Below are 23,563 nucleotides of genomic sequence, written 5' to 3'. Positions count from 1 at the left end.
TTCTTTCATGTCCGAGGACGCGCCGGAAAGGAAGGTTGCCCTCGGGCCGAACAGCTATGGCAGCTTACGCGACGGTGTAAACCCAGTTGTGCTTATCTTCAACAGCACCAGACTGGATACCAGTCAGGGTCTCGCGAAGCTTCTTCATCACAGGGCCGATCTCGGTGTAGCCAGCCGGGAAGGTCACGGTCTCGTCGGCGCCGTAAACCTTGTTGTCGATCTCGCCGACCGGGGAGATAACGGCAGCGGTGCCGCACAGGCCGCACTCGACAAAGGTACCGGCCTTGACCTCGGCCCACTCGACAGGGCGTTGGTCGACGGTAATGCCCAGGTCCTGAGCAACCTGAACGAGCGAACGACGGGTGATAGAGGGCAGGATGGAGTCGGTGTGCGACTGCGGAACGACGAGGGTGCCGTCCTCCTTCACGAACAGCACGTTGGCGCCGCCGGTCTCCTCGACATAGGTGCGGGACTCGGAGTCGAGATACAGGTTCTCGGCATAACCCTCGCGATGGGCCTCCATCGTGGGTTTAAGGGACATGGCGTAGTTCAGGCCGGCCTTGATGTTACCGGTGCCGTGCGGTGCAGCGCGGTCATACTCGGAAACGCGCAGCTTGACGGGCTTGAGGCCACCCTTAAAGTACGGACCGACCGGGGTCACGAGAATGCGGAACGTGTACTCAGGAGCGGGAGCCACGCCGATCACGTCACCGGAGCCGATCATAAACGGACGCACATACAGGGTTGCGCCAGAGCCGAAGGGCGGAACCCATGCGGCATTGGCAGAGACGACCTGCTTGACGGCCTCGACAAACTTGTCCTTGGGGAACGGGGGCATCTCGAGGCGCTGCGCAGAGTTGTACATACGCTCAGCGTTCATGTCGGGACGGAAACAGACGATGCTGCCGTCCTCGGCGGTGTAGGCCTTCAGGCCCTCAAAGACCTCCTGGCAGTAGTGGAAGATACCACCGCACTCGGAGACATGCAGGGTGTGGTCGGTGGTCAGGCCACCCTCGTCCCACTCGCCATCCTTCCAATGAGCCTCGTAGCTGTAATCGGTCTTCATGTAGCCAAAGCCGAGGCTACCCCAATCGATATCCTTCTTCTCGACAGTCATATGTCGCTCCTTACATACACAGTTGCATACTCGCGAACCCGCACGCAAGGACCGGGGCCGACCGCGTCGCAACGTCACACGCCCGGAGCGTAGAGCCGGACGGGACACGCGGACGACATCGAAGCCGATGACACGTCGATTCGCATGCACGAGATTGTACTCCGCACACGCATCGGATAAAACGTTTTTCTTTAACTAACTAAAGTATTTTCATTTGACCGAAGCTAGAGAGGCCCGCCACCGTAAACGGTGACGGGCCTCAACGACACGATTTGTGCGCCGGCTCGAGCTACGCGTTCTTTTTGCCCAGCTTTGCCTTAACCAAACCGACCACGGTCGGAATAATCGACACGGCAACAATGCCCACGATCAGCAGCTCAAAGTGCTCCTGCACAAAGGGAATGCCGCCAAAGAAATAGCCCAGCAGTGTAAAGACCGTCGACCAGGTGATACCGCCCAGCACGTTATAGATGACAAAGTTGCGCCAGTGCATGCCGCCCATACCGGCGATGAAGGGCACAAAGGTGCGGATAAACGGGAAGAAGCGACCCAGGAAGATGGCCAGGTGACCCCACTTGTCCAGGAAGTCCTCGGACTTTTTGATGCGCTCGGGCGTCATGGCCTTGACCTTGCCCGAGGCGATGATCTTTCGGCCAAAGAAATGGCCGATCATAAAGTTGCACTGGTCGCCCAAGATGGCGGCCGTCCATGCGACGGCCAACAGGGCCACGATGTTAAAGCCGCCGTTGTGGGCAAAGAAGCCCGAAGCGAACAGCAGCGAATCGCCGGGAAGGAACGGGAAGAACACCACGCCCGTCTCGATAAAGATAATTAGGAACACGCAGCCGTAGGCCATAAGCGGGCCGGCGGCGATCCAACTGGCGATCGCGGTGCGCGGGTCCTTGAGCAGCTCGGCGATAAAGTTAATGAAACCCATGAAGTTAAACCTCTCAGTTGTGGGCGCGGACACGTCCAAGTTGACCAGTATACGGTTGCGGCGCCCCCTCGTGCGCAACCCCACAAAAGCATGACTCCATTACCAGCAAGTTTGCATAACTGACACTTGTCGCCCAAAGCAAAGCAAGATCGCCCTTCTTAATCCCTAGCGAATCGCTATACTTTATTGAATCGCATTGTCACGGCGCTGAGGGAGGGCGGCCAGTGAGCTTTATCAATACCATTCGCGAGGACATCAAGACCGTCCAGGCGCAGGACCCCGCTGCGCAAAATGGCCTGGTCATTTTCCTTTCGTACCCCGGTCTTCACGCCAAGTGGAACCACGTACCCGAGCATTGGCTCTGGGAGCACGGCCATCGCTCGCTCGCCCGCGTGCTCTCGCAGCTCACCCGTCATATCACCGGCGTCGAGATTCATCCTGCCGCACAGATCGGCAAGCATTTCTTTATCGACCACGCCATGGGCGTTGTCATCGGCGAAACCGCCATTGTGGGCGACAACTGCGTGCTCTATCAGGGCGTCACACTTGGCGGCACCGGCAACGAGACCGGCAAGCGCCACCCCACCCTGGGCAACAACGTCACCGTGGGCACAGGCGCCAAGGTGCTCGGCAACATTCGCATCGGCAACAACGTCAAGATCGGCGGCAACTCGGTCGTCGTCAAAGACGTGCCCGATAACTGCACCGTCGTGGGCGTGCCAGGCCGCATCATCAAGCGCAACGGCTGCCGCGTGTTCGAAGAAAGCTTCGATGCCAAGCAGCATCGCGAGTACATGCCCGATGACGCCGCCGAGCAGAGCGCCCTCAACCGCCAGGGCATCACCGAGAATGCCCGCCGCGTCAAGGAACTCGAGCGAGAGGTGGCCGAGCTCAAGGCCCTCGTCGCCAAGCTCGTGGACGAGCGCTAGGGCCGCGGGCAACCGCCACAGCATTAACGCCAGCACAAAAGGCGCGCCAGGGAATCCGCCCCCGGCGCGCCTTCTTTTTGATGTGACATGCGGGACTGTCCCTTTGTCACATTATGCGAACTGACTCAGATAGAGGTCGGCGTAAGCACCCTCGGCAGCCAGCAGTTCCTTATGCGTGCCTTGCTCGATAATGTTGCCGTGGTCCATGACCAAGATCAGGTCGGCGTCCACGATCGTCGACAGGCGATGCGCGATCACAAAGCTCGTTCGCCCGCGCATGAGCGCGTCCATGGCGCGGCCGATAGCAAGCTCGGTGCGCGTGTCCACACTTGAGGTCGCCTCGTCCAGGATGAGAATCGCCGGGTTGTTGAGCAGCACGCGTGCGATGGTCAGCAGCTGACGCTGGCCCTGGCTGATGCTTTCGGCATCGTTGGCTACGCGCGTGTCGTAGCCCTGAGGCATGGTGCGCACAAAGAAGTCGACCTGGGCGGCGCGAGCGGCCGCAACAATCTCCTCGCGCGTTGCCTCGGGGCAGCCGTAGGCGATGTTCTCGGCAATCGTGCCGTCGAACAGCCAGGCGTCCTGTAGCACCATGCCAAACTGCTGTCGCAGCTCGCCGCGATCCATGCGGCTCGTATCCACGCCGTCGAGCGTAATACGCCCGCCGTCAATCTCGTAGAAGCGCATGAGCAGGTTGATGAGCGTCGTCTTGCCTGCGCCCGTGGTTCCCACCACGGCAATCTTCTGGCCCGGCTCGGCGGTAAACGACACGTCGCGCATGAGCGGCTTGTCGGGCGCATAGCCAAAGCGCACGTGCTCAAAAGCGACGCGGCCCTCAATGCGACCCGGCAGCTTGGCGGCCTCGTCCGGCAGCGGATCGGCCTCTATCTCGGGCTCATCAAGCAGGTCGAAAACGCGCTCCGCACTCGCCAGCGCGCTCTGCAGCGAGTTAAAAGTGAACGACAGCTGCGTCATGGGTTCGGACGCCTCGTAGATAAACTGGAAGAACGCCTGGAACACGCCGACGGTCATGTGACCGGCGACCAGCATGCTGCAGCCCACGAGCGCAATCACAATCTGCGCCAGGCGACCAATAAAGCGAACCGCGGGTCCGACGGCGTTGATCATAAAGTCGGCCTTGGTGCTCACGCGCGCCAGCTCGCCCGAGGCCTCGTGCACCTCGGCAGAGCTCTGGTGCTCGCGGTTGAATGCGCGAATCACCAAACGGCCCGAATAGCCTTCCTCGACCGCGCTCGTGATTTTGGACACCCACTCCTGACGCTCGCCCGTCACATCATGCGTACGGCGCGAAACCACCTTGGTCACCAGCAGCGACAACGCCGTAAAGAACAAAAAGACGAGCGTAAGCGGCACGCTAAACACGAACATCACGCCCACGGCGCCCACCACGGTGCCGATCGACACAAGCAGCTGCAGCAATCCGCGCTGCATGCTCTCGGACATCTTGTCCAAGTCGTTGGTCGCACGGCTGACGACCTCACCGGGACGATGCGCGTCAAAGAAGGCAAGCGGCAGACGGTTGAGCTTTTGTGCGATGCGGTTGCGTAGACGCAGGTTGAGGCGTTCGGCCACGCTCGACATCAAAAAGCTCTGGAGCGCATAGAACGAGGCAGCGGCAGTCCAGATCATAAAGTAGACGAAGATGGTCTTGCCGCAGTTCTCCCAGGTGATGTTGAAGGTGGTTCCGTTGGCAAACGCCACCTGAATGTGGCCCCACAGCTCATCGATCACGCGGGCGCTATATGCCGGTGCAGCGGTGTTAAAGATAACATAGAACACAATGCTCGCAAACACGATGTAGAAGCGCCAATGGTCGCCGACGGCCTCGCTCCACAGGCGGCGCACCGTCGCCCAGGTATCCCGGGGCGTCTCGCCCTCTTCTTCGTCGTCCACGTCGCGCATACGCTCTGCCTCGGCGCGGGCACGCTCGTCCTCGGCACGCTCGTTTTCCTCGTAGAGCGCTTGGCGGCGAGCCTCGCGCTCGACTGCAGCCTTGGCGGCGTCATCCAGCTCGGTCGACGTGACAGCCGTTTCCTCGACCAGCCCCGCGGCAACGGCGTCATCAACGCCGCCCTGCTTCTCGAGCTCCTCGGTCATGCTACTCACCTCCCTTCATCTGCGATTCCGCGATGGCGCGGTACACCTCGCAGGTTTCCATAAGCTCGCCATGCGTGCCCAGGCCCACGACCTCGCCATCCTTGAGCACGACAATCTGGTCGGCGTGCAGAATCGTCGAGATGCGCTGCGCGATGATGAGCACCGCGGCGTCGCGCGTCTCGTCCTGCAGCGCATGGCGCAGGGCCGCATCGGTCTTAAAGTCCAGGGCCGAAAAACTATCGTCGAAGATATACAGATCGGCATGCTTCATGAGCGCACGGGCGATGGCCAGACGTTGGCGCTGGCCGCCCGAAAAGTTCGTACCGCCCTGCACCACCGGGGTATCGAGCCCCTGCGGCTGATCGAGCACAAAGGTGCTCTGGGCAACCTGCAGCGCATGAAGCATGTCCGCCTCGGTCGCGTCTTCGTTGCCAAAGCGCAGGTTGCTTGCCACGGTGCCCGAGAACAGCCACGCCTTCTGTGGCACGTAGGCGATGCGCCCGCGAATCTCACCTTGCGAAAGCTCGCGCAAATCGACGCCGCTCAAGCGAATGGCACCCTTCGTGGCATCGTGGAAGCGCAACAGAAGCTTTGCCACCGTCGACTTGCCCGAGCCCGTCGAGCCCACAATCGCTGTCGTCTGACCGCGACGACAGGTAAAGTTCAGATCGCACAGCGTGTCCTCGTCGGCGTCGTCAAAGCGAAACGACATATGATCGAACACGGCAACCGCATCAGCCCCGTCCTTTGAGTCGGACGCGGCCGCATCAAGCGTACGCTCGCCATCGACGATGCTCGGCTCAATCTCCAACACCTGCTGCGCACGGTTGAGGCACGCCGCGGCGCGTGGCAGCGTTAGCACCACCATCTGCGCCATCATCACAAAGAACAGGATCAGAAGCGCGTACTCCAGCACCGCCGAGATGCTCGCGATCTGCATGGCGTGGGCGCCCACGCGGTTGCCGCCCACCCACAGCACCGCTACCTCGGCGATGTTCATCAAAAAGAAGCTTGAGCTGTCAAGGCCCACAAACAGGTGGTTGACTTTGATGGCGTTGGCGGCGTAGTCGCTGAACACCTCGTCCAGGCGCCGCTCCTCGTGACGCTCCTTGTTAAACGCACGGATGACGCGCACGCCCACGATGTTTTCGCGCAGCACCACGTTCATGCGGTCGATAAAGCTCTGCAAGCGCATAAAGATCGGAGCCGCGTTGGCAACCGTAAAGACCGCCGCCACCAGCACAATCGCAACCACGACGCCCAGAAGCGTGCCCATGGCAGGATCGATAAACCAGGCGAAGATGATGCCCGCCACAGCCAAAAACGGCACGGGCAGCACCAGCTGAATCGTCTGCAGAATCGCCTGCTGAATCACGTTGATGTCGTTGAGCGAGCGCGTGATCATCGATCCGGTGCCAAAGCGCTCAAAGTCGCTGGCCGCGAGCTCGAGCGACTTGTCGTACACGGCATTGCGGATATCGCAGGCCACGTTGGCGGCCAAGCGCGCCGAAAGATAGCAGCCCAGCACCGCGCCGCCGCTGGCCATGCCGGTCGCAATAAGCATGTAGAGGCCATTGCGCAAAATGTAGTCGACATCACCCGTGGTGATACCGGTGTTGACCATGTTCGCCAGCATCGTGGGAACCAACAGCGTGCCGACGTTATCAACCAGCAGCACCAGCAGCGTCACTGCGATAAGCCCTCGATAGGGCTTCAGAAACCTCATTAACAGTCGCACGACTCCCCCTCACCTTGATTCTCGGCTTGGCTCTCGGCAGCGATATGCTGCTTAAATGCCTCGCACTCCTCACCGAGCACCTGAGAGAATTTTCCGATCAAGCGCATAATCTCGCGCTGCTCACACGGCTCAAGCGCGCCAAAGGCTCGCTGCTCGGCCTTGAGTGCCGGCAGCGCATAACGCTCGGCAAATCGCCTGCCCTCTTCGGTCAGGCTCACAACCTTGTTCTTACGACTGCCTTCGGCAAACTCCAACGTTGCGAAGCCCCGCGCCGTCAAGGTTTTAATGGCCGAGTTGATGGTCTGCTTGCTGTAGAACCATTCGCTTGTCAGACGGCTTACGGCGACGCTGCCGCCCGCCGTGCTGGTATCGACGAGCATCCAGTAAGCGCAGTCCGAAAGGCCGCAGGCGCGCGAGAACTCCGAATAGATATGGTCGAGTCCATTGAGCAACCGGTCGAAGTCGACCAGCGTAACCGCACTATTCATCTATCCCACCATTCGATTGTCCGATTTTTGACCAATTTTATATCTCTAGATTAGTCCGAGTTTTGACTATCGTCAACAGGCTCTCCGCAAACGCGTGCACTTTTATGGCCTATCGGCAGAAAAAGACCGCCGGCGCGGGGGCGGCGCCAGCGGTCACGTGAAAATCGGGTTTTATTGCCTGTTAGGCAGCGACGGCCTCGTAGACCGTAGCGCCCGCAAAGCTGTCATGCAGGCTCTTGCCGCAAATCCAAGGCAGCTCAACAACCTCGCAGACCGTATTGACCAGCTCGGAGCAGTCAGTAAAGTGGCCCTTGTCGTTGAGGGCCTCGCAATCCTGAACACGCCAATAGCCATCGGTGTGCGTGATGTAGTACTCGTGATCGTCAATCGTCACAAAAGCGCGCGTCTTGGAACGCAGCAGCTTCAGAAATCCTTCGAAGTCGGTCTCGACGACATCTCCAGCCTGGAACATGATAGTTACCTCCTGGCCCGGCGCCACCACGGCGCATTGATAAACGTTGGTACTCCTTTAGTAAAACCTTTATCAGAGGTTATACGTTCGTCATTTAGGCAAGTGGTAAAAAACCGCAGGGTAGACGGGATAAAACGTTTAACCATCCCATTTGTTTGTCACATTCTGAAGGTACTTTTATGCAAACCTACTTTCCCAATTGGAATCTATCCTTTTGGCCGGGCAATTGACCGTCTATCGTTTGAGCCCGACGGGTATGAACGGGGCATCTGCAACGCCACTACAAGGAGGCACCATGGAGACTATCGAAGCGCTCATTCACCGCCGCAGCTGCCGCAAATACAGCGATCGTCCCGTCGAGGCCGAAAAGCTTGCACGTATTATCGAAGCCGGCCAATATGCACCGAGCGGCATGGGCCGCCAGCCGGTGACGTTTGTCGCCGTCACCGATCCCGCGACCGTCGAGCGTCTCTCGCAGCTTAACGCCCAAGTCATGGGTAGCAACGGCGACCCCTTCTACGGAGCCAAAACGGTTGTGGTGGTACTGGTCGACCGCAACGTGCCCACGCATCTGGAAGACGGCTCGCTCGCCATGGGCAACTTGCTCAACGCCGCCTATGCACTGGGTGTCGATTCATGCTGGATTCACCGCGCGCATGAGGTCTTTGACTCGCCCGAGGGCCTGGAGCTGCTGGCCAGCTGGAGCCTGCCCGCCGACGGCAGCCTGCGCGGTGTCGGTCACTGCATTCTGGGCTATGCCGAGGACACGCTACCCGAGCCCAAACCCCGCCGCGACAACGTCGTCTACGTAAGGTAACCCAAGAGCGTCATAGGGGTAGCTAATTTGGGACGAGGCTATTTTAGCCACCCCACTCGCAACTTATCTTGCCGATGGAGTTGTCGTCGTTTCGTTCGTGTGGGTCGTTTCGGCGCCGTCGCCCTGTTCGCCCTCGTCCTTTTGAGCGTCGGCGATGGTGGAGGCTGCCGCGACCATGCCGCGCTGGGGCGCGACGCCCGTCTGGGTCTGAGCGCCCTCGACAACTTCTGTGCCTGCATGCGCGAGCTCGGGCGATTTAAACACCGCGTCCAAGTTGGCGCCACCGCCGGCGTAGCCAAGCGCAGCGAGTGCGATGACGATCACTGCAACGACGACCGCGATCGGCACATAACGATGCCAACCAGCAGGATTGAGCCCACTGCGGCGAGCCGCCCCGCGGCTGATGTAGCCGAGCGTGCCGTCGTGCTTGAGCTTTGAGCCCACCACGCGTTTGCGGCCCCACAGCGAGGACTCTGCCTGCATTGCCAAGCGAGCACCTGTCGAAGGATAGCCGTATTTAGTGCGCTTGAACGAGCCGTCAAACCCCGAGGCGTGTTTGCCCCACGTCACCGATGTTGTGCGTCGGTTAACCGGCGCGGCACTCCGCCTTCTGCGGCTCGGTTTTGTAGTCTCAGCCATACGCCCCCGCACGCCGTAACCAAATCGAAACAATAACGCTTTGGACTGTAGCACACGCGTCGCGCGCGGTCACGGGCGCCTCGCTCAACGGTCATCGTCCTTCAGCAAGCGCCACAGCGTTGTTCGGCTTACGCCCAGCACCTCCGCCGCACGGGTCCGGTTGCCGTGGAGATGATCTACAACCAGATGCGCGATATCTCGCTCGGTATCGGCCAGCGGTCGCAGGATATACAGGTCGCTTTCGAGTGTCGGGGCGCCAAAGGTTGCGGTCTTAATCACGTCCTCTTGGGCGAGCACTTCCTCCGCCACAGCGCGGTCCACCGTGCCCGCCCCCACCAATATATACAGTCGTTCCGAGACCTCGCGGAGCTGCAGATAATTGCGCGGCCAGCGGTAAACATCGAGCGTCTTTGCCGCCGCGGCAGACAACGTGGGCGCTGCCGTCCCAAATGCATCAGCGAGATATTCCAAATAGCGCGCAACCTTCGTCGACGCGGCTCCCTGCTCGGCGATTGCCGGCGCCACGCTCACCGCACAGGCGAAGCGCTCAGTCACAAAGGCAGCTTGATCACTTTCGCTGCCGCCCGGCATGTCATTCGCCGTCAGCACCACATGGCAGCGCGTCGCCAACGCGGTGTCGGCCATCGTGGAAACGAGCTCGCGGAGACGCTGGGGGCCAACCGTGTTCCAGCCCTCAATGCAAAGTGTCAGCCCCGTTTGGAACAACGGCGATTCGGCGCTTTTGAGCACGTGGCGCCAACCGCGATCGGTAAGCTCATCGAGCGCAACGGCAACAAAGGGTTGATCGGCAAAAGGACCGTCCAGATAGAGGCGCTTGGCGATCTCGACCTGACCCGCTCCCAGCTCGCCCTCGAGCATAAGGGGCACGCCGCGCGCGTAACTCTCGGCGACCGGCGCAGCTACCGAGGCCGCCCCCTCAACGATGCCGTACGCGCTCGATTCGTAGCGGGCCTCAACTTCGTCGGCGTTGAGCCACTCGATGCCCGCATGTGCCGCGGCGCCGCGTACCTCGCGGACCACGACGACCCAAAGGCCCCCGCCTTCTTTGTCGGTGGGGCGAACGGTCAGGCTCAGGCGCGTACCCGCACGCCCCATAACCAGACGCGCGCCGTCTCCTATACGGTCGAGGCGCTCAGCGACAAAAGCCGCCACATCCCGCTCAAGCGCCGCGTCATTCATGGTCGAGATCACGACGTCCCCACGCGCATCGATTGCCAATGCCGAGGCCCCGGCAGCAGCCAGGGCCTCGGTCAAGATGTTTAGCTTGGCATCGCTATCCATGATTTGCCCCTGTCCGTGGCGACGTGCAACCGCCGACAGTCGCACGACCGAGTGTTTCAAAATTGAACGATATTGCTCACCAAACACTATAGGGCAGAAAGCGCTGTCCTGCGAGTATAGGTGTTGCCCCGCATCGCCATCCTGGCGGGGCGATAAGAGCTCTTCGGGACTTATAAACCTGCGGACAAGCCATACCCGCAAGAGCTCCTATCGCTCCACCGCAGGCTTGCGCCCACCAGCAACCAGCACGCGAATAAGCTACTTCTCTACCAGATTCCCAGCACGTGCTGCATTCCCAAACTCATGCACGCAATGCCAATCCAGCAGCAAAAGCCCAGCGCGATGGGCTTGCCGCCCTTTTTGACCAGCTCGACGATATCGGTATTAAAGCCAATGGCCGCCATGGCCATCACGATAAAGAACTTCGACAGCTCCTTGATGGGCGCCGTAACGGATGCAGGAAGCTGAAGCACCGTGGTGATTACGCTCGCCAGCACAAAGAACAGCACGAACATGGGAAACGCGCGTTTAAGCGAGAACGTGCTTTTGGCGTCGCCGCCGGCCTTGCGCGCCAGATGCATCTGCCAGCATGCGAGAGCCAACGTAATGGGAATAATGGCCAGCGTCCTGGTGAGCTTGACCACTGTGGCGCTTTCGAGCACATTGGCGCCGGGATGCATGCTGTCCCAGGCGCTCGCCGCAGCCGTTACCGACGAGGTGTCGTTGATGGCGGTGCCGGCAAACAGGCCAAAGCCCTCGTTGGTCAGCCCGAGCATGCCGCCGAGCGTCGGAAACACGAGCGCCGCGATAACGTTAAACAGGAAGATGACCGAAATAGCCTGGGCAATCTCGCGATCGTCGGCATCGATGACGGGCGCGGTCGCGGCGATGGCAGAACCGCCGCAAATCGACGAACCCACACCCACAAGCGTCGCGATCTTGCCCGGCACGTTCATAACGCGGCAGAGCACGAAGGCGATGACAAGCGAGGTCGAAATCGTCGCCACGATAATCGGCAGCGACTGAGCGCCTTTGGACAGAATCTGCGAGAGGTTCATGCCAAAGCCAAGCAGGATTACCGCGTACTGCAAGACTTTTTTAGACGTATAGGTGACACCGGCGGCGAGCTGTTCGCGACGATTCTTGGGAAAGACGAGCGCCAGGACCATGCCAAAGAGGATGGCGAATACCGGACCGCCGACCACCTCAATTTGTTTGCCGAGCAACGTCGCGGGAATGGCGATGATCAGGCAGAGCAAAACGCCTTTCCAGCGCTCGCGTACGATATTTGCCAGTTGCATATGGGATTCCTTCTTTCTATTTCACGTTTGCGACGGCTTATGATACGGCAACATTGAGCGCAGCCTTGCGCAAACACAGACTAAGATGCCGCAATAGTTCTCAGGCAACAGCCGAATTACCCACCGCGGAGAGCTGATTCGCGGCATAATTAACAACTGACATATGAGTTTGATAGAACAGTTGCGAGGCGCTATGGAAGAATCGATGCACGTCGGCGAGCAGGAAACGAGCCTACAGGACCAGTCCTACCACACCATTCGACGCAAAATCGTCTACCTGGACTACAAGCCGGGCGAAAAGCTGGGCGTCAAGCAACTTTGCGACGACCTGGATATGGGGCGAACGCCCGTGCGCGAGGCTTTGGTTCGCTTGGCGCAGGAAGGCCTGGTGCGCACCGTGCCCCAGAGCGGCACCTACGTCTCACCCATCAACCTCACCCTTGCCGAGAGTGCCTGCTACATCCGCGAACATCTGGAAAAGCAGGTGATTGTGGAGTGCTGTGCGCGCGCCACGTCGGCCGGCATCGAGCAGCTCGACCGCGCCATCGTGCTGCAGGAAAAGGCCATGGCCGAAGAGGATCGCATCGGCTTCTTTTTGAGCGACAACCTCATGCATCACATGATTTTTAGCATCGCATGTCGCAGCACCGTGTGGTCGTGGCTCGAAGAGACCAATGCCGACCTGGAGCGCTTCCGCTGGCTGCGCGCCGCCACGCAGGTTCTCGACAATCAGGACATCGTGAACGAGCACAAGCAGATTCGCCGCGCTATCGCCGGTCGCGACCCCATCGAAGCGAGCTTTTTGGTCAGCAAGCACCTGCACATGATGTTCCGCAACCAGACCGAGGTCCTAGACCAATATCCCAAGTACTTCGAGACCAGCAAGCTCCGCTAACCTGCCAAAACCACCACAAAGGGCACCTTTGTGGTGGTTTCTCCGTACAAAAAGGCCCGGCTCCGTCTGATGACGCGGAGCCGGGCCTTGGTCGTTAGAACGGCGGAATATTAGTTATTCCACGGTCACGCTCTTAGCGAGGTTGCGGGGCTGGTCAACGTCGCAACCGCGCAGGATGGCTACCTCGCGGGCGAGCAGCTGCAGCGGGACGCTCGCCGTGATGGGGCTGAACACGTCGCGGACGGCCGGCACGCGAATGATGCAGTCGGCAATCTTGTTGATCTCCTCGTCGCCCTCGGTGGCAACGACAATAACCTTGGCGCCGCGCGCCTTGCACTCCATAAGGTTCGACACGGTCTTGTCGTAGGTGGCACTCTTGGTGGCCACAGCGATGACAGGGAAACCCGGGTCAATCAGGGCAATGGGGCCGTGCTTCATCTCGCCGGCGGCGTAGGCCTCGGCGTGCAGGTAGCTGACCTCTTTGAGCTTGAGCGCGCCCTCGTAGGAAATAGCAGCACCCATGCCACGACCCACGAACAGCGCCGACTGCGCGTCCTTGCACAGCAGGGCGGCCTCATGCACGGCCTCGGTCTGGGTATCCAAAATCCACTGAATCTGCTCGGCCGTATCGGAAAGCTCGCGGAACAGCATGCGCGCCTGTTTGGTGGTCAGACGGTACTTAACCTGCGCCAACAGCAAAGCCAGCAGCGTCAGGCTCACGACCTGGCCGATGAAGCTCTTGGTCGAGGCGACCGCGATCTCCTTGTTGGCCTTGGTGTAGATGACGCCGTCGCTCTCACGCGCCACGGGGCTGCCCACCACGTTGGTGATGCCAAAGACCTTGGCGCCCTTGATGCGCGCGTCGCGAATGGCGGCAAGGGTATCGGCCGTCTCGCCCGACTGGGACACGGCGACGACAAGCGTCGTCGGCGTAATGATGGGGTTGCGATAACGGAACTCGCTGGCCGCCTCCACCTCGGTGGGGATGCGAGCCCAGCCCTCAATGAGATTCTTGGCAATGAGGCCAGCGTGATAGCTGGTTCCGCAAGCGATCACGTAGACGCGGTCGATGTCGTTGAGTTCCTCGAGCGAAAGGCCCAGCTCGTCGATGTCGAGCTCGCCGGCCGGCGTCATACGACCGACCAGCGTGTCGCGCACGACGCGCGGCTGCTCGTGGATTTCCTTGAGCATAAAGTCGGGATAACCGCCCTTTTCTGCCATGTCTAGGTCCCAGTCGATGTGGGTGACCTTGGGCTCGATAACGTTGCCGGCCTCGTCGGTGTACTCGACGCCTGCGGGCGTGAGTTTGGCAAACTGACCGTCCTCGAGCACCACGACATCGCGGGTGGCGTCGATGAGCGCGATGACGTCGGAGGCGACATAGGCGCCGGTCTCGCCCGCGCCGACCACGATCGGGGAATCCTTGCGGGCCACGGCGATCACGCCGGGCTCGTCAGCGCACACGGCGGCCAGACCATAGGCACCGACCACGTGGGTGCACGCCTCGCGCACGGAGGCCATCAGGTCGTGCGTCTCGGCATAAGCCTCTTCGATCAGATGCGCGAAGACCTCGGTATCGGTCTCGCTCTTAAAGTGGTGGCCGCGGCCCTCCAGCTCTTCGCGCAGCTCGGCGAAGTTCTCGATGATGCCGTTGTGGACGATGGCGATACGACCGTCGCAGCTGGTGTGGGGATGGGCGTTAACGACGGAGGGCTTGCCGTGGGTAGCCCAGCGGGTATGCCCGATGCCGCAGGTAGCGTCGCTGTCGATGTTGGAAAGCTCGCTCTCCAGGCCCGCGACCTTGCCCACGCGGCGGATGACGTCGAGGTGCGCCGCGGCGCCCTCGCCCACCTCGAGCGCAACACCCGAGGAGTCATAGCCGCGATACTCCATGCGCTTGAGGCCCGTGACCAGGATGTTCTTTGCAATATCAGAGCCGGTGTAGCCGACGATTCCGCACATAGGATAAATCCCTTCGTTCGCGTGACTGCAAGACGTCCACGCACAGGGGGCGCTGAGACGTATAACGTTCGAGTATTGTACTCACGCAAGCGCAAGCTGATATACCAGAAGTGGTATCTCAACTTAGATACCACCCGATGCACACACCCCACCACCACAAAGGGGACAGGCACCTTTGTGGTGGTTTGGACCGGGGCGGCGGCCTATCCCGGCGAAAGATCTCGATCTGTAACATCTGGGCCGCAATAAGCCGGCTTAGTGTTACAGATCGAGACATTACGGTTCGATCCCAGCACTATGTCTCGACCTGTAACAGGTAGAGCTGGTTTTGCCGTCCAGATGTTACAGATCGAGACAATTGAAGGCCCGGGTAGCTCAAGCCACCACAAAGGTGCCTGCCCCCTTTGTGGTGGTCGCGCTGGCAACGGCGTTTCCGCAGATAAAACCTGCCAAAATAAACCTGTCCCTAATTGGCAGGTTTTGACACCCTGGGGGCGGGCGATGCTACAATCGGACTTGTACTTGAAACGCATCAAAGGGGCCGCCATGGCAAAGGTAAAAATCAGCGACGTCGCGCGCGAGGCCGGGGTTTCGTTGGGCACGGTTTCCAACGCGCTCAACCACCCCGAAAAGCTGCGCCCCGAGACCCTCAAGCTCATCAACGAGACCATCAATCGCCTTGGCTACCTGCCCAACCAAAGCGCTCGCCAGCTGGCCGGCGGCACCACTAAGTCCTTTGGCCTTGTCCTCCCCCGTCTCGATCACGGCTTTTCGCTCCAGATTGCCAGCGGTGCCCACAACGAGGCACGCAAGCACGGCTATGACTTGCTCATCGCCAATGCCGATAACGACGACATTCTCGAGGATCATTACCTGCGCTATTTTATGGGCACGCAGATGTCCGGCGTCATGGTTCAGCCCATGGCGTCCCTCGATTGGCACCCCGCCATGACCAAGATTCCCGTCCCCATCGTCCATCTGGACGTCCATTGTTCAGAACCCGGTTACTACGTGGCCGCCGACAACGAGGCGCAGGGGCGCATTATCGCCGAGCTCGCCATCGCCCGCGGCGCACACCGCATCGTCGTTGTAGGCCGAGCGGCATTTATGCAGCTCACCCTGCGCGTCCTTGGCATCCACAAGGCACTTGCCCTGCATCCCGATATCAAAATTGAGGTCATCGATGCCGGAGAGTGGAATACCGCAGCCGACGGCTACAGCATCGGTACCCAGATTGCCGAACGCCCTGCTGACGAGCGCCCCGATTTTGTCATCGGCCTGACTGACGTATTGGCCTCGGGCGTTATCTCGGCGCTGATAGACAAAGGCATCTCCGTCCCCGAGCAGGTCCGCGTGGCCGGCTGCGACGGCAATCCACTTGCCTGGAGCGGGTCGGTCCCCCTTACCACCGTGGCGCCGCCGGGCTACGAAATTGGCCGCAAGGGTGTTCAATTGCTCATGGAGCAAATCGAGAACAAGGCGCCGGCAAAGACCAAGCACGTCCGCATCGGCTCTGCAGCGCGCACCGTCACCGCGGTCACAGCCATCGAGGACATCAACCGCCAAGAACTCGTGCGGCCGTTCCTGCTGGAACGCGCCAGCACCCAGGCAAGCAACCACGCCGAAGCCACCGCCATCAACCTGGGCGCGTATCTATAGCACGCGCGCAAGTATGCCAAGTCGCCGCTTAAGCAAAAGGGGCCCGACCATTGCCGGGCCCCTTTTGCTTAAGCGCAAACGTGGGTAATTGCTCGTTTCAACACCGCAATTGTCTAGAGCACAGCCTTGACCGCCGCCGTCAGGTCGAACAGCGTATCGAGCACGACCTCGCAGCCATCCACCACGTCCTGCGGCAGCGGCACGATGTCGGGAACGGCAAAGACGTGGCAGCCAGCCGTAATGCCCGAGACGCAGCCGTTGCGAGAGTCCTCGACCACGGCGCACTCCTCGGGGGCAAAGCCCGCGCGCTCGCAGGCGAGCAGATACATCTCGGGGTCGGGCTTGCCGTGCACGACGTCCTCGCCGCAGGTCACCGTTTCAAACTTGTCAAAGAGACCGACCATCTTAAGGTTGCGCTCGGCCGTGACATGGCGCGATGACGTTGCAAGGCCCACGTGATAGCCCGCAGCCAGCAGCTCGTCTATGCACTCGGCAGCGCCGGCCTTAAGCTCCAGATCGGTCTTGACCATCTCGTCGCGAATCTCCTTGTGGCGATGATAGATCGCCTCAGCGGTTTCTCTGCTGCCGCAATGCGCCTCAAGGATGTCCATGACATCGGGCAGCGTGCGACCGATAAATTGATGAATCAGCGTGTCATCAATCGCGACACCCAGCTCAGCGGCGGGCGCTTTCCATGCCTTGATGCCCAGACGCTCGGTGTCGACCAGCGTTCCGTCCATGTCAAAAATAACAGCCTTGATCATATCGGTCCCCCATCGACTCTCGCTGTCGCATTGCCGTAACTCTACCGCATTTGGCAACTTGTATATAACGTATATACCATATTGCACTTTCGTTACATAGATAGAAGTCTTATGGCAAGTAACGCATTAGGATTATAGTTTTCGATCGAGTACTCAACGATAAGGATCGTTTCATGATTTTAGACACCACGGCACCCGCAGAGGAGCTTCAAGACAAGCTATCGGCGCTCGAACAGCTGCTTTTGGCATACGGGCGCGTGGCTATCGGGTTTTCCGGCGGCGTTGACAGCAGCTTTTTGGCCGCCGTATGCGCCCGCATCATGCCTACCAATACCCTCCTCGTCCATCTCACCACGCCGCTCATCGGCACACCCGAGCAGGCTTCGTTTGAGCGGTCCGTTGACGGACAAACCGATGAGGGTCCGCATTTTATGCTCCCCGTGCTCAATCTTTCGGTCGATCAGCTGCAGCTCCCCCAGGTAGCCTGCAACGATGCCGACCGCTGCTACCACTGCAAGCGCGCCGGCTTTACCGCTATCGTCAACCACGCCAAGTCGCTAGGCTTTCCCACCGTCATCGATGGCAGCAATGCAAGCGATCGCGGTGACTACCGCCCCGGCATGCGTGCGGCAGAAGAGCTCGGTGTACGCTCACCCCTTATGGAGGTCGGCTTTACCAAGGACGAAGAGCGCGAGCTGCTGCGCGCATGGGGCTACCCCGTCTGGAACCTGCCGGCAGGCGCTTGCTTGGCCACGCGCATTCCCACGGGCGAGGAGCTTACGCGCGAGAAGGTCGATTTAATCCGCGCCTGCGAGGATTATCTGCACGATCTTGACCTGGCGCAGGTCCGCGCACGCCTGGTCGGCGGCTGCATGCATATCGAAGCCGCCCCGGCAGATGTCGCCAAGATCGCCGCCCTCGGCGGTACCGTGGTCAACGACGAGGGAAAGACCCCGCTGCCCGCCGCCATCGAGTCCGCGCTGCACAACCTAGGCTGCGGACACATCTCCCCCGAGGTCGCCCCCTACATCCACGGCAACATGAACCTGTAGGTTGCGCCGTTTTACAAACGGCGCAACTGCTCGGCGCTGCGCAGGCCCCGGGCACGGCAATCTGACGTTCAACTGCACGGGCGCGACCAAAAGGTCAGCGCCCGCTTGTTTCACGTCACCTTGCCGCACCCGGAACCTGCTCGCTCGCGCGTGCTCAACCTGAACTGCGTTAACTGACCTGCCAAAAAGGGACTGGTTTATTTTGGTAGGTTTTATCTTGGGAAACGTCGAATAGCCCCGCACATCCCAACCATCGCAGTCCCTTCTGGGACAAATGGACCGATAGCGCGCCTCCCCAATCTTTAAGAATCTGTTCGGCAAAACTGCCTGCGGCGGCACCTGCTAGACTGGTAGATTCCCAACCGTCTAGCCAGGAGCCTCAATGTCGCGCAAGTCCGCCTACAAGCAAGTACTTTCCATCGGCACCGCCGTGGTGCTGGGGTTTGCGCTGTTCACAGGGTCGCTCGACGGAGCGCCCAAGCTGCTCTCGCCGCAAAGCGATGAGCAGGCGGCTGCTCTGGCCGAGAAGCAAAGCGAGAGCCCCAACCGCACCGACGACGAAGCAGACCTGGTTGCCCGGCTCGAATCGGGAACAGCGAGCTCCACGGACTCCGAAGATGATCAGGACTCCGGCGATGGCTCTGAATCCGCCACGACCGACACCGCTGACGATGCCTCTTCAAACGTCACCCCCATCGACGAGGTGGAAAACCCCGACCTCAACCGCGCCCGTGGTGTTTATCTCAGCAGCATTCCCGACTACGCCGGCAACCCCTACGTTGCCCTTCGCGCCGACAGCACGCACCCGCTCGGCACGCCGTCATTCACACTCGATGAATACGATCGTGCCACCGAAGAGGGCTGCTTTAAGAAATTCTCCAAGCTCGACAGCCTGGGCCGCACTCGCAAGGCGCTCGCCTGCGTAGGCCCCGAGTCGCTCGGACAGGGAAAGCGCGGCGATATCTCGCGTATCCATCCTGCCGGTTGGCACCAGCAGCGCTACGACTTTATTCCAGGCCAGAGCCTCTACAACCGCTGCCACCTCATCGCCTGGTCGCTCTGCGGCGAGAACGCCAATCGCAAGAATCTCTTCACCGGCACGCGTTATCTCAACGAGACGGGCATGCTACCGTTTGAGGAGCAGATTCTCAACTATATTCGCGATACGGGCAACCACGTGCTCTATCGCGTCACGCCCATGTACAACGAAGAGGAACTCGTCTGTCGTGGCGTTCGTCTTGAGGCGCAATCGATCGAGGACCACGGCAAGACCCTGTGCTTCCACGTGTACTGCTACAACCTGCAGCCGCATGTGCAGATCGACTACGCCACCGGCCGCAACCAGGCCTCGGGAGACTAGGGCCGACCAAGCTGCCCCAAAACCTAACATGATCCGTTTTCCTCCGTCCCCCAGGGATCAAAAAGGGCCGCCCCGGATTACCCAGAGCGGCCCTTGCGCCAGCATGCATGTTGCAGGCAACGCCATACGCTACTTGGCGCGGCCCTCCTCATAGCGCTCGACCAGCTTGGCCTGAACGTCATAAGGCACCTGCTCATAGCCCGCGGGCTTCATGGTAAAGTCGCCCGTGCCGCGCGTGATGGAGCGCAGGCGCGTCGAATAATCCGTCAGCTCGGCCAGCGGTGCCTGGGCAATGACCACGGTATCGCCGCGCTCATCGGTCTCCATGCCCGCCACGCGACCGCGCGAGGCCGAGATATCGCCCATCACGGCGCCGGCGTAGCTCTCGGGGATAGTCACTGTGATTTCCTCGATGGGCTCCAGCACCACCGGGTCGGCATCGGCGCATGCCTTGCGCAGGCCGATGCGAGCCGCCGCGCGGAACGCCATCTCGTTGGAGTCGACGCTGTGATACGAGCCGTCGTACACAGCCACGCGAATGCCCGTGAGCGGGTAGCCGGCAATGATGCCGTCCTTCATGGTCTCCTGGACACCCTTGTCCACGGCGGGAATGAGCGAACGCGGGATGCGGCCGCCAACGACCTCGTCTACAAACTCATAGCCGTCACTCGTGCCGTCGGGCCCAATGAGCGGCTCAACGCGCAGCCAGCAGTCACCATACTGGCCGGCGCCGCCGGTCTGCTTCTTGTGGCGGCCCTGGGCACTTGCCGTACGGCGAATGGTCTCACGATACGGAATGCGGATCGGCACACTCTTGGCCGCGACCTTGGTACGGTCCTCAAGGCGATTGAGCAGGACCGAAACCTGTGCCTCGCCCACCGCCGAAATGATGGTCTGGCCGGTCTCCTCGTCGCGGTCGATGCTCATGGTCGGATCAGCCTTGCACGCCTTCTCGATAAACGTATAGAGCTTCTCCTCGTCACCGCGGTTCTCAGCCTCGATGGCAATGCGGTACTGAGAGTTGGGGAACTTAAACGCCGCCGCCTCGACCTTACCGGTAATGGAGAGCGTGTCACCCGTCTCTGCCGCCAGCTTGGGCGCCACGATAATGTCGCCGGCATAGGCATGACCGACCTCAGTCATGTCGCGGCCGCACATCACATACAGGTGAGCCAGACGATCGCTCTTGCGGGTACGCGCGTTGATCAGCTCAAGGCCCGGCTCAAGCGTACCCGTCAGCACCTTGATAAAGCTGATGCGGCCCTGCTGCGGATCGGCCAGGGTCTTAAACACAAACGCCACCGGACGGTCATCGTCACTCGAAATCTTAAGCGAATCACCGTCGATGAGCGGCATCTCGCCGTAGTCGGTCGGCGCCGGGAAGTACGTGGCGATGTCGTCCATCAGCGAGTTGACGCCCTGCTCCTTAATGCAATCGCCCGCAAAGACCGGCACAAAGATGCGCTCGGCGATCGCCTTAGACAGCAGGCCTTCAAGCTCCTCCTGCGTCAGCGTCTCCTCGCCTTCCAGGTATTTCATCATCAGCTCGTCGTCAGCCTCGGCCACCAGCTCGCACAGATGGTCATGGGCCTCCTCGGCCTGGGCACGATACTCATCGGGAATCTCCGACTCAACGGCCTCGGCGCCGTTGCAGTGGCGCGCCTTCATGCGCACCAGGTCGATGATGCCGTCAAAGTCCTCGCCCTCGCCCCAGGGAAGGGTCACGGCGCCCAGGCGCGTGCCAAAGCGCTCCTGCAGCAGGTCCATCGTGGTCGCAAAGCTGGCCTCGGAGCGCGACAGGCGGTTTACGAACACCGCGCGTGCCAGGCGTAGGTCCTCGGCGGCATACCAGAGCTTAACCGTCGTAGGCTGCGGGCCGGCCTCGGCGTCGACCACAAACAGAGCCGTCTCGCAGACGCTCATCGCGGCATAGGCGTCGCCGATAAAATCGGGGTAGCACGGGGCATCGAGCACATTGATGCGCGCGCCCTTCCAGTCGATCGGCGCGATGGTCGTCGAGATGGAAAATGCACGCTTGACCTCTTCGGGGTCATAGTCGAGCGTGGGCTTGGTGCCGTCGTGGCCGCCCAGGCGGGCGGTCTTGCCGGAAAGGTGGAGCATGGCCTCGGCGAGTGAAGTCTTGCCCACCCCGCCTTGGCCTACGAGCACCACGTTCCTTACGTTACCGGTCTTGGGAGCACCCATGATGACCTCCTTGCAGGGCCGCGCGCAATGCGCGACGCCAACGGGGAGAGTTCGCGGTCGGTGCCGTCCCGGGAGCAGCATGGTCGGCAGCCGAGCCGACTCACCCTCCAAATGTCCTATGCCACCACCCTACCCTCACGGACGGCTGTCCATGCATACCTTTCGGCACACGTATGAATACAGGCGGCGAGAGGAAGAGACAAGCTTGTGGGGCAATTATTGAACCCCGTCGATGTAAACAAAAAGCCGCCACAGACCGTAAGACCTGTGGCGGCTTCGCCTCAATTAATAGTTGAGTAAATACCTGAGTCTATCCCTCGATACGGCTCAAGAACTCACGCGTGCGCTGCTCGCGCGGATGGTCGATAACCTGCTCGGCAGGTCCCTCCTCGACAATGCGACCGCCGTCCATAAAGACCACGCGGTCGGCAACATCGCGCGCAAACTGCATTGCGTGGGTCACGATCACCATCGTCATGTTCTGCGCAGCGAGGTCCTTAATGACACGCAGCACCTCGGCCGTCAGCTCGGGGTCGAGCGCCGAGGTCGGCTCGTCAAAGAACAGGATCTCCGGGTCGAGCGCTAGGGCGCGGGCAATACTCACGCGCTGCTGCTGACCGCCCGAAAGCTCACACGGAACCTTGTTCTCGTTGCCCACAAGCCCCATCTGAGCAATTAATTCATGCGCACGAGCTTCCGCCTGCTCGCGCGGGCGCTTAAGCACGCGGATCGGCGCGTCGATGATGTTTTTCATCACGGTATAGTGCGGGAACAGGTTGTAATTTTGGAACACCAGGCCGAATCGCGAGCGCGCCTGCTTGGGCACATCGCCCTTCGCATAGACCGCGCCCGAACCCGCATCCGTCGCAACGGCAAGGTCACCAAACGAGAGCGAGCCTCCGTCGAGTGTCTCGAGCAGCGTGGCACACCGCAGCAGCGTGGACTTGCCGCCACCCGAAGGCCCGATAATCGCCACGACCTCGCCACGCTTCACCTCAAGCGAGATATCCTTGAGCACCTCATTGCCGCCAAACGCCTTACGCGCGCTTTCGATTTTCATCACTGAGTTAGTCATGATAATAGTCCAGCTTCTTTTCGGCAGCGCCCAGCAGCATCTCGACCACAAAGTTAAAGACCCAGTAGATCAGCGCCGCAATCGCAAACGGCACCATGCTCACTTGCGAGGCGACCAGCGCCTTGGCCGTCGAGAACATCTCCCCCACGCCGATGGCAAACGCCAGCGACGTGTCCTTGACCAGCGTGATGATCTCGTTGCCCATCGCCGGCAGAATACGCTTGGCGACCTGCGGCATCACGATGTACAAAAACGTCTGCACGCGCGAATAGCCCAGCACCTCGGCGGCCTCATATTGACCGCGCGGAATGGACTGCAGGCCCGAGCGATAGATCTCGGCAAAGTAGCCGGCGTAGTTGATGATGAACGCCACGACACACGCCGTCCACTTGGAATCGGGCGTGAGTGAAATGCCAAACACGTAGTACGGGGCAAAGTAGATGGCAAACATCTGCAGCATGAGCGGCGTACCGCGCATCACCGAAATATAGATGCGCGCAATCCAGCGCAGCGGCGCGATTTTGCTCATGCGCATGAACGCCACGGGGATTCCCAGCGGAATCGACCCGAGCAGCGTCAGTACAAACAGCTGCAAACTGACCAAGAACCCCTGGCCAAGCATCTGCATCATGACCTGAATAGACAACCTACCCTCTCTTTCACAGCAACAGAACAGCGAATTTTACTCTCAAATAGGCACAGTGCCCAAGATTGCGAGCGACAAGCCCGACGA

Annotated in this window: 20 protein-coding genes; 6 read left to right on the top strand and 14 right to left on the bottom strand. The window is 60.5% G+C overall.

Annotated features, from left to right (window positions below):
- Positions 1–64: 64 nt before the first annotated feature.
- Together DXC67_RS08670 and DXC67_RS08665 are read right to left on the bottom strand one after the other, a co-directional pair.
- Positions 65–1,117 carry a branched-chain amino acid aminotransferase gene (locus tag DXC67_RS08670; RefSeq protein WP_117582948.1) on the bottom strand — a complete coding sequence of 351 codons (1,053 nt, stop codon included), beginning with the start codon at positions 1,115–1,117 and terminating at the stop codon, positions 65–67.
- Positions 1,118–1,406: 289 nt separating this feature from the next.
- Positions 1,407–2,054, bottom strand: coding sequence for a DedA family protein (locus tag DXC67_RS08665; protein ID WP_089573512.1), 648 nt, complete (start codon positions 2,052–2,054; stop codon positions 1,407–1,409).
- 224 nt (positions 2,055–2,278) lie between these two features.
- Between DXC67_RS08665 and cysE the strand changes: the two genes are divergently transcribed.
- Positions 2,279–2,983 carry a serine O-acetyltransferase gene (gene cysE / locus DXC67_RS08660; RefSeq protein ID WP_117638094.1) on the top strand — a complete coding sequence of 235 codons (705 nt, stop codon included), beginning with the start codon at positions 2,279–2,281 and terminating at the stop codon, positions 2,981–2,983.
- A gap of 111 nt (positions 2,984–3,094) precedes the next feature.
- Here the strand turns inward: cysE and DXC67_RS08655 are convergent, their stop codons facing one another.
- The 4 genes from DXC67_RS08655 to DXC67_RS08640 form a co-directional block, all read right to left on the bottom strand.
- On the bottom strand, positions 3,095–5,101 hold the full coding sequence (locus DXC67_RS08655; protein ID WP_199409654.1) for an ABC transporter ATP-binding protein: 2,007 nt from the start codon (positions 5,099–5,101) through the stop codon (positions 3,095–3,097).
- A 1-nt stretch (position 5,102) separates the two neighbouring features.
- The gene (locus DXC67_RS08650) at positions 5,103–6,827 is read right to left on the bottom strand and encodes an ABC transporter ATP-binding protein (RefSeq protein WP_117638093.1); all 1,725 of its coding nucleotides are present in this window, start codon (positions 6,825–6,827) and stop codon (positions 5,103–5,105) included.
- Entirely contained in the window at positions 6,827–7,327 is a 501-nt protein-coding gene (locus tag DXC67_RS08645; protein ID WP_117638092.1) for a MarR family winged helix-turn-helix transcriptional regulator, read from the bottom strand. Before DXC67_RS08645 ends, DXC67_RS08650 begins: the two co-directional genes overlap by 1 nt.
- A gap of 181 nt (positions 7,328–7,508) precedes the next feature.
- Complete coding sequence (locus DXC67_RS08640; RefSeq protein WP_199410704.1) at positions 7,509–7,799, bottom strand: CDP-alcohol phosphatidyltransferase; 291 nt, start codon at positions 7,797–7,799, stop codon at positions 7,509–7,511.
- Between the two features lie 295 nt (positions 7,800–8,094).
- On the opposite strand from DXC67_RS08640, the gene DXC67_RS08635 reads away from it, so the two are divergent.
- Positions 8,095–8,616, top strand: a complete 522-nt coding sequence (locus tag DXC67_RS08635; RefSeq protein ID WP_117638091.1) for a nitroreductase family protein — start codon at positions 8,095–8,097, stop codon at positions 8,614–8,616.
- A gap of 63 nt (positions 8,617–8,679) precedes the next feature.
- Here the strand turns inward: DXC67_RS08635 and DXC67_RS08630 are convergent, their stop codons facing one another.
- The 3 genes from DXC67_RS08630 to DXC67_RS08620 form a co-directional block, all read right to left on the bottom strand.
- A complete protein-coding gene (locus tag DXC67_RS08630; protein WP_147349512.1) occupies positions 8,680–9,105 on the bottom strand; it encodes a hypothetical protein in 426 nt (141 codons plus the stop codon).
- A gap of 234 nt (positions 9,106–9,339) precedes the next feature.
- On the bottom strand, positions 9,340–10,557 hold the full coding sequence (locus DXC67_RS08625) for a helix-turn-helix domain-containing protein (RefSeq protein WP_117638089.1): 1,218 nt from the start codon (positions 10,555–10,557) through the stop codon (positions 9,340–9,342).
- A gap of 266 nt (positions 10,558–10,823) precedes the next feature.
- The gene (locus DXC67_RS08620; protein ID WP_117638088.1) at positions 10,824–11,858 is read right to left on the bottom strand and encodes a YeiH family protein; all 1,035 of its coding nucleotides are present in this window, start codon (positions 11,856–11,858) and stop codon (positions 10,824–10,826) included.
- Between the two features lie 193 nt (positions 11,859–12,051).
- On the opposite strand from DXC67_RS08620, the gene DXC67_RS08615 reads away from it, so the two are divergent.
- Positions 12,052–12,753 (top strand): GntR family transcriptional regulator, encoded by a 702-nt coding sequence (locus tag DXC67_RS08615; RefSeq protein ID WP_117638087.1) that lies wholly within the window; start codon positions 12,052–12,054, stop codon positions 12,751–12,753.
- 114 nt (positions 12,754–12,867) lie between these two features.
- On the opposite strand, the gene glmS is transcribed toward DXC67_RS08615, so the two are convergent.
- Positions 12,868–14,715, bottom strand: a complete 1,848-nt coding sequence (gene glmS, locus DXC67_RS08610; RefSeq protein ID WP_035138734.1) for a glutamine--fructose-6-phosphate transaminase (isomerizing) — start codon at positions 14,713–14,715, stop codon at positions 12,868–12,870.
- A 546-nt stretch (positions 14,716–15,261) separates the two neighbouring features.
- Here glmS and DXC67_RS08605 point away from each other — a divergent pair.
- Positions 15,262–16,374, top strand: a complete 1,113-nt coding sequence (locus DXC67_RS08605) for a LacI family DNA-binding transcriptional regulator (protein ID WP_117638086.1) — start codon at positions 15,262–15,264, stop codon at positions 16,372–16,374.
- A gap of 113 nt (positions 16,375–16,487) precedes the next feature.
- On the opposite strand, the gene DXC67_RS08600 is transcribed toward DXC67_RS08605, so the two are convergent.
- Positions 16,488–17,138 (bottom strand): HAD family phosphatase, encoded by a 651-nt coding sequence (locus DXC67_RS08600; RefSeq protein WP_117638085.1) that lies wholly within the window; start codon positions 17,136–17,138, stop codon positions 16,488–16,490.
- A 173-nt stretch (positions 17,139–17,311) separates the two neighbouring features.
- Here DXC67_RS08600 and DXC67_RS08595 point away from each other — a divergent pair, with 173 nt between their 5' ends.
- Both DXC67_RS08595 and DXC67_RS08590 read left to right on the top strand, forming a co-directional pair.
- The gene (locus DXC67_RS08595) at positions 17,312–18,190 is read left to right on the top strand and encodes an ATP-dependent sacrificial sulfur transferase LarE (protein WP_117638084.1); all 879 of its coding nucleotides are present in this window, start codon (positions 17,312–17,314) and stop codon (positions 18,188–18,190) included.
- Between the two features lie 382 nt (positions 18,191–18,572).
- Complete coding sequence (locus DXC67_RS08590) at positions 18,573–19,550, top strand: DNA/RNA non-specific endonuclease (RefSeq protein WP_117638083.1); 978 nt, start codon at positions 18,573–18,575, stop codon at positions 19,548–19,550.
- A 129-nt stretch (positions 19,551–19,679) separates the two neighbouring features.
- Here the strand turns inward: DXC67_RS08590 and DXC67_RS08585 are convergent, their stop codons facing one another.
- The 3 genes from DXC67_RS08585 to DXC67_RS08575 form a co-directional block, all read right to left on the bottom strand.
- Positions 19,680–21,755, bottom strand: coding sequence for a translation factor GTPase family protein (locus DXC67_RS08585; RefSeq protein WP_117638082.1), 2,076 nt, complete (start codon positions 21,753–21,755; stop codon positions 19,680–19,682).
- Between the two features lie 310 nt (positions 21,756–22,065).
- On the bottom strand, positions 22,066–22,830 hold the full coding sequence (locus DXC67_RS08580; protein ID WP_117638081.1) for an amino acid ABC transporter ATP-binding protein: 765 nt from the start codon (positions 22,828–22,830) through the stop codon (positions 22,066–22,068).
- Positions 22,823–23,476, bottom strand: coding sequence for an amino acid ABC transporter permease (locus tag DXC67_RS08575; RefSeq protein WP_006235606.1), 654 nt, complete (start codon positions 23,474–23,476; stop codon positions 22,823–22,825). Before DXC67_RS08575 ends, DXC67_RS08580 begins: the two co-directional genes overlap by 8 nt.
- Between the last annotated feature and the right edge of the window lie 87 nt (positions 23,477–23,563).

The sequence above is a fragment of the Collinsella sp. TF07-1 genome (genome assembly GCF_003437235.1).
Classification (GTDB): Bacteria; Actinomycetota; Coriobacteriia; order Coriobacteriales; family Coriobacteriaceae; genus Collinsella.
The sequence above is the reverse complement of the archived record's forward strand: the minus strand, read 5'-3'. Positions and strand labels throughout refer to the sequence as shown.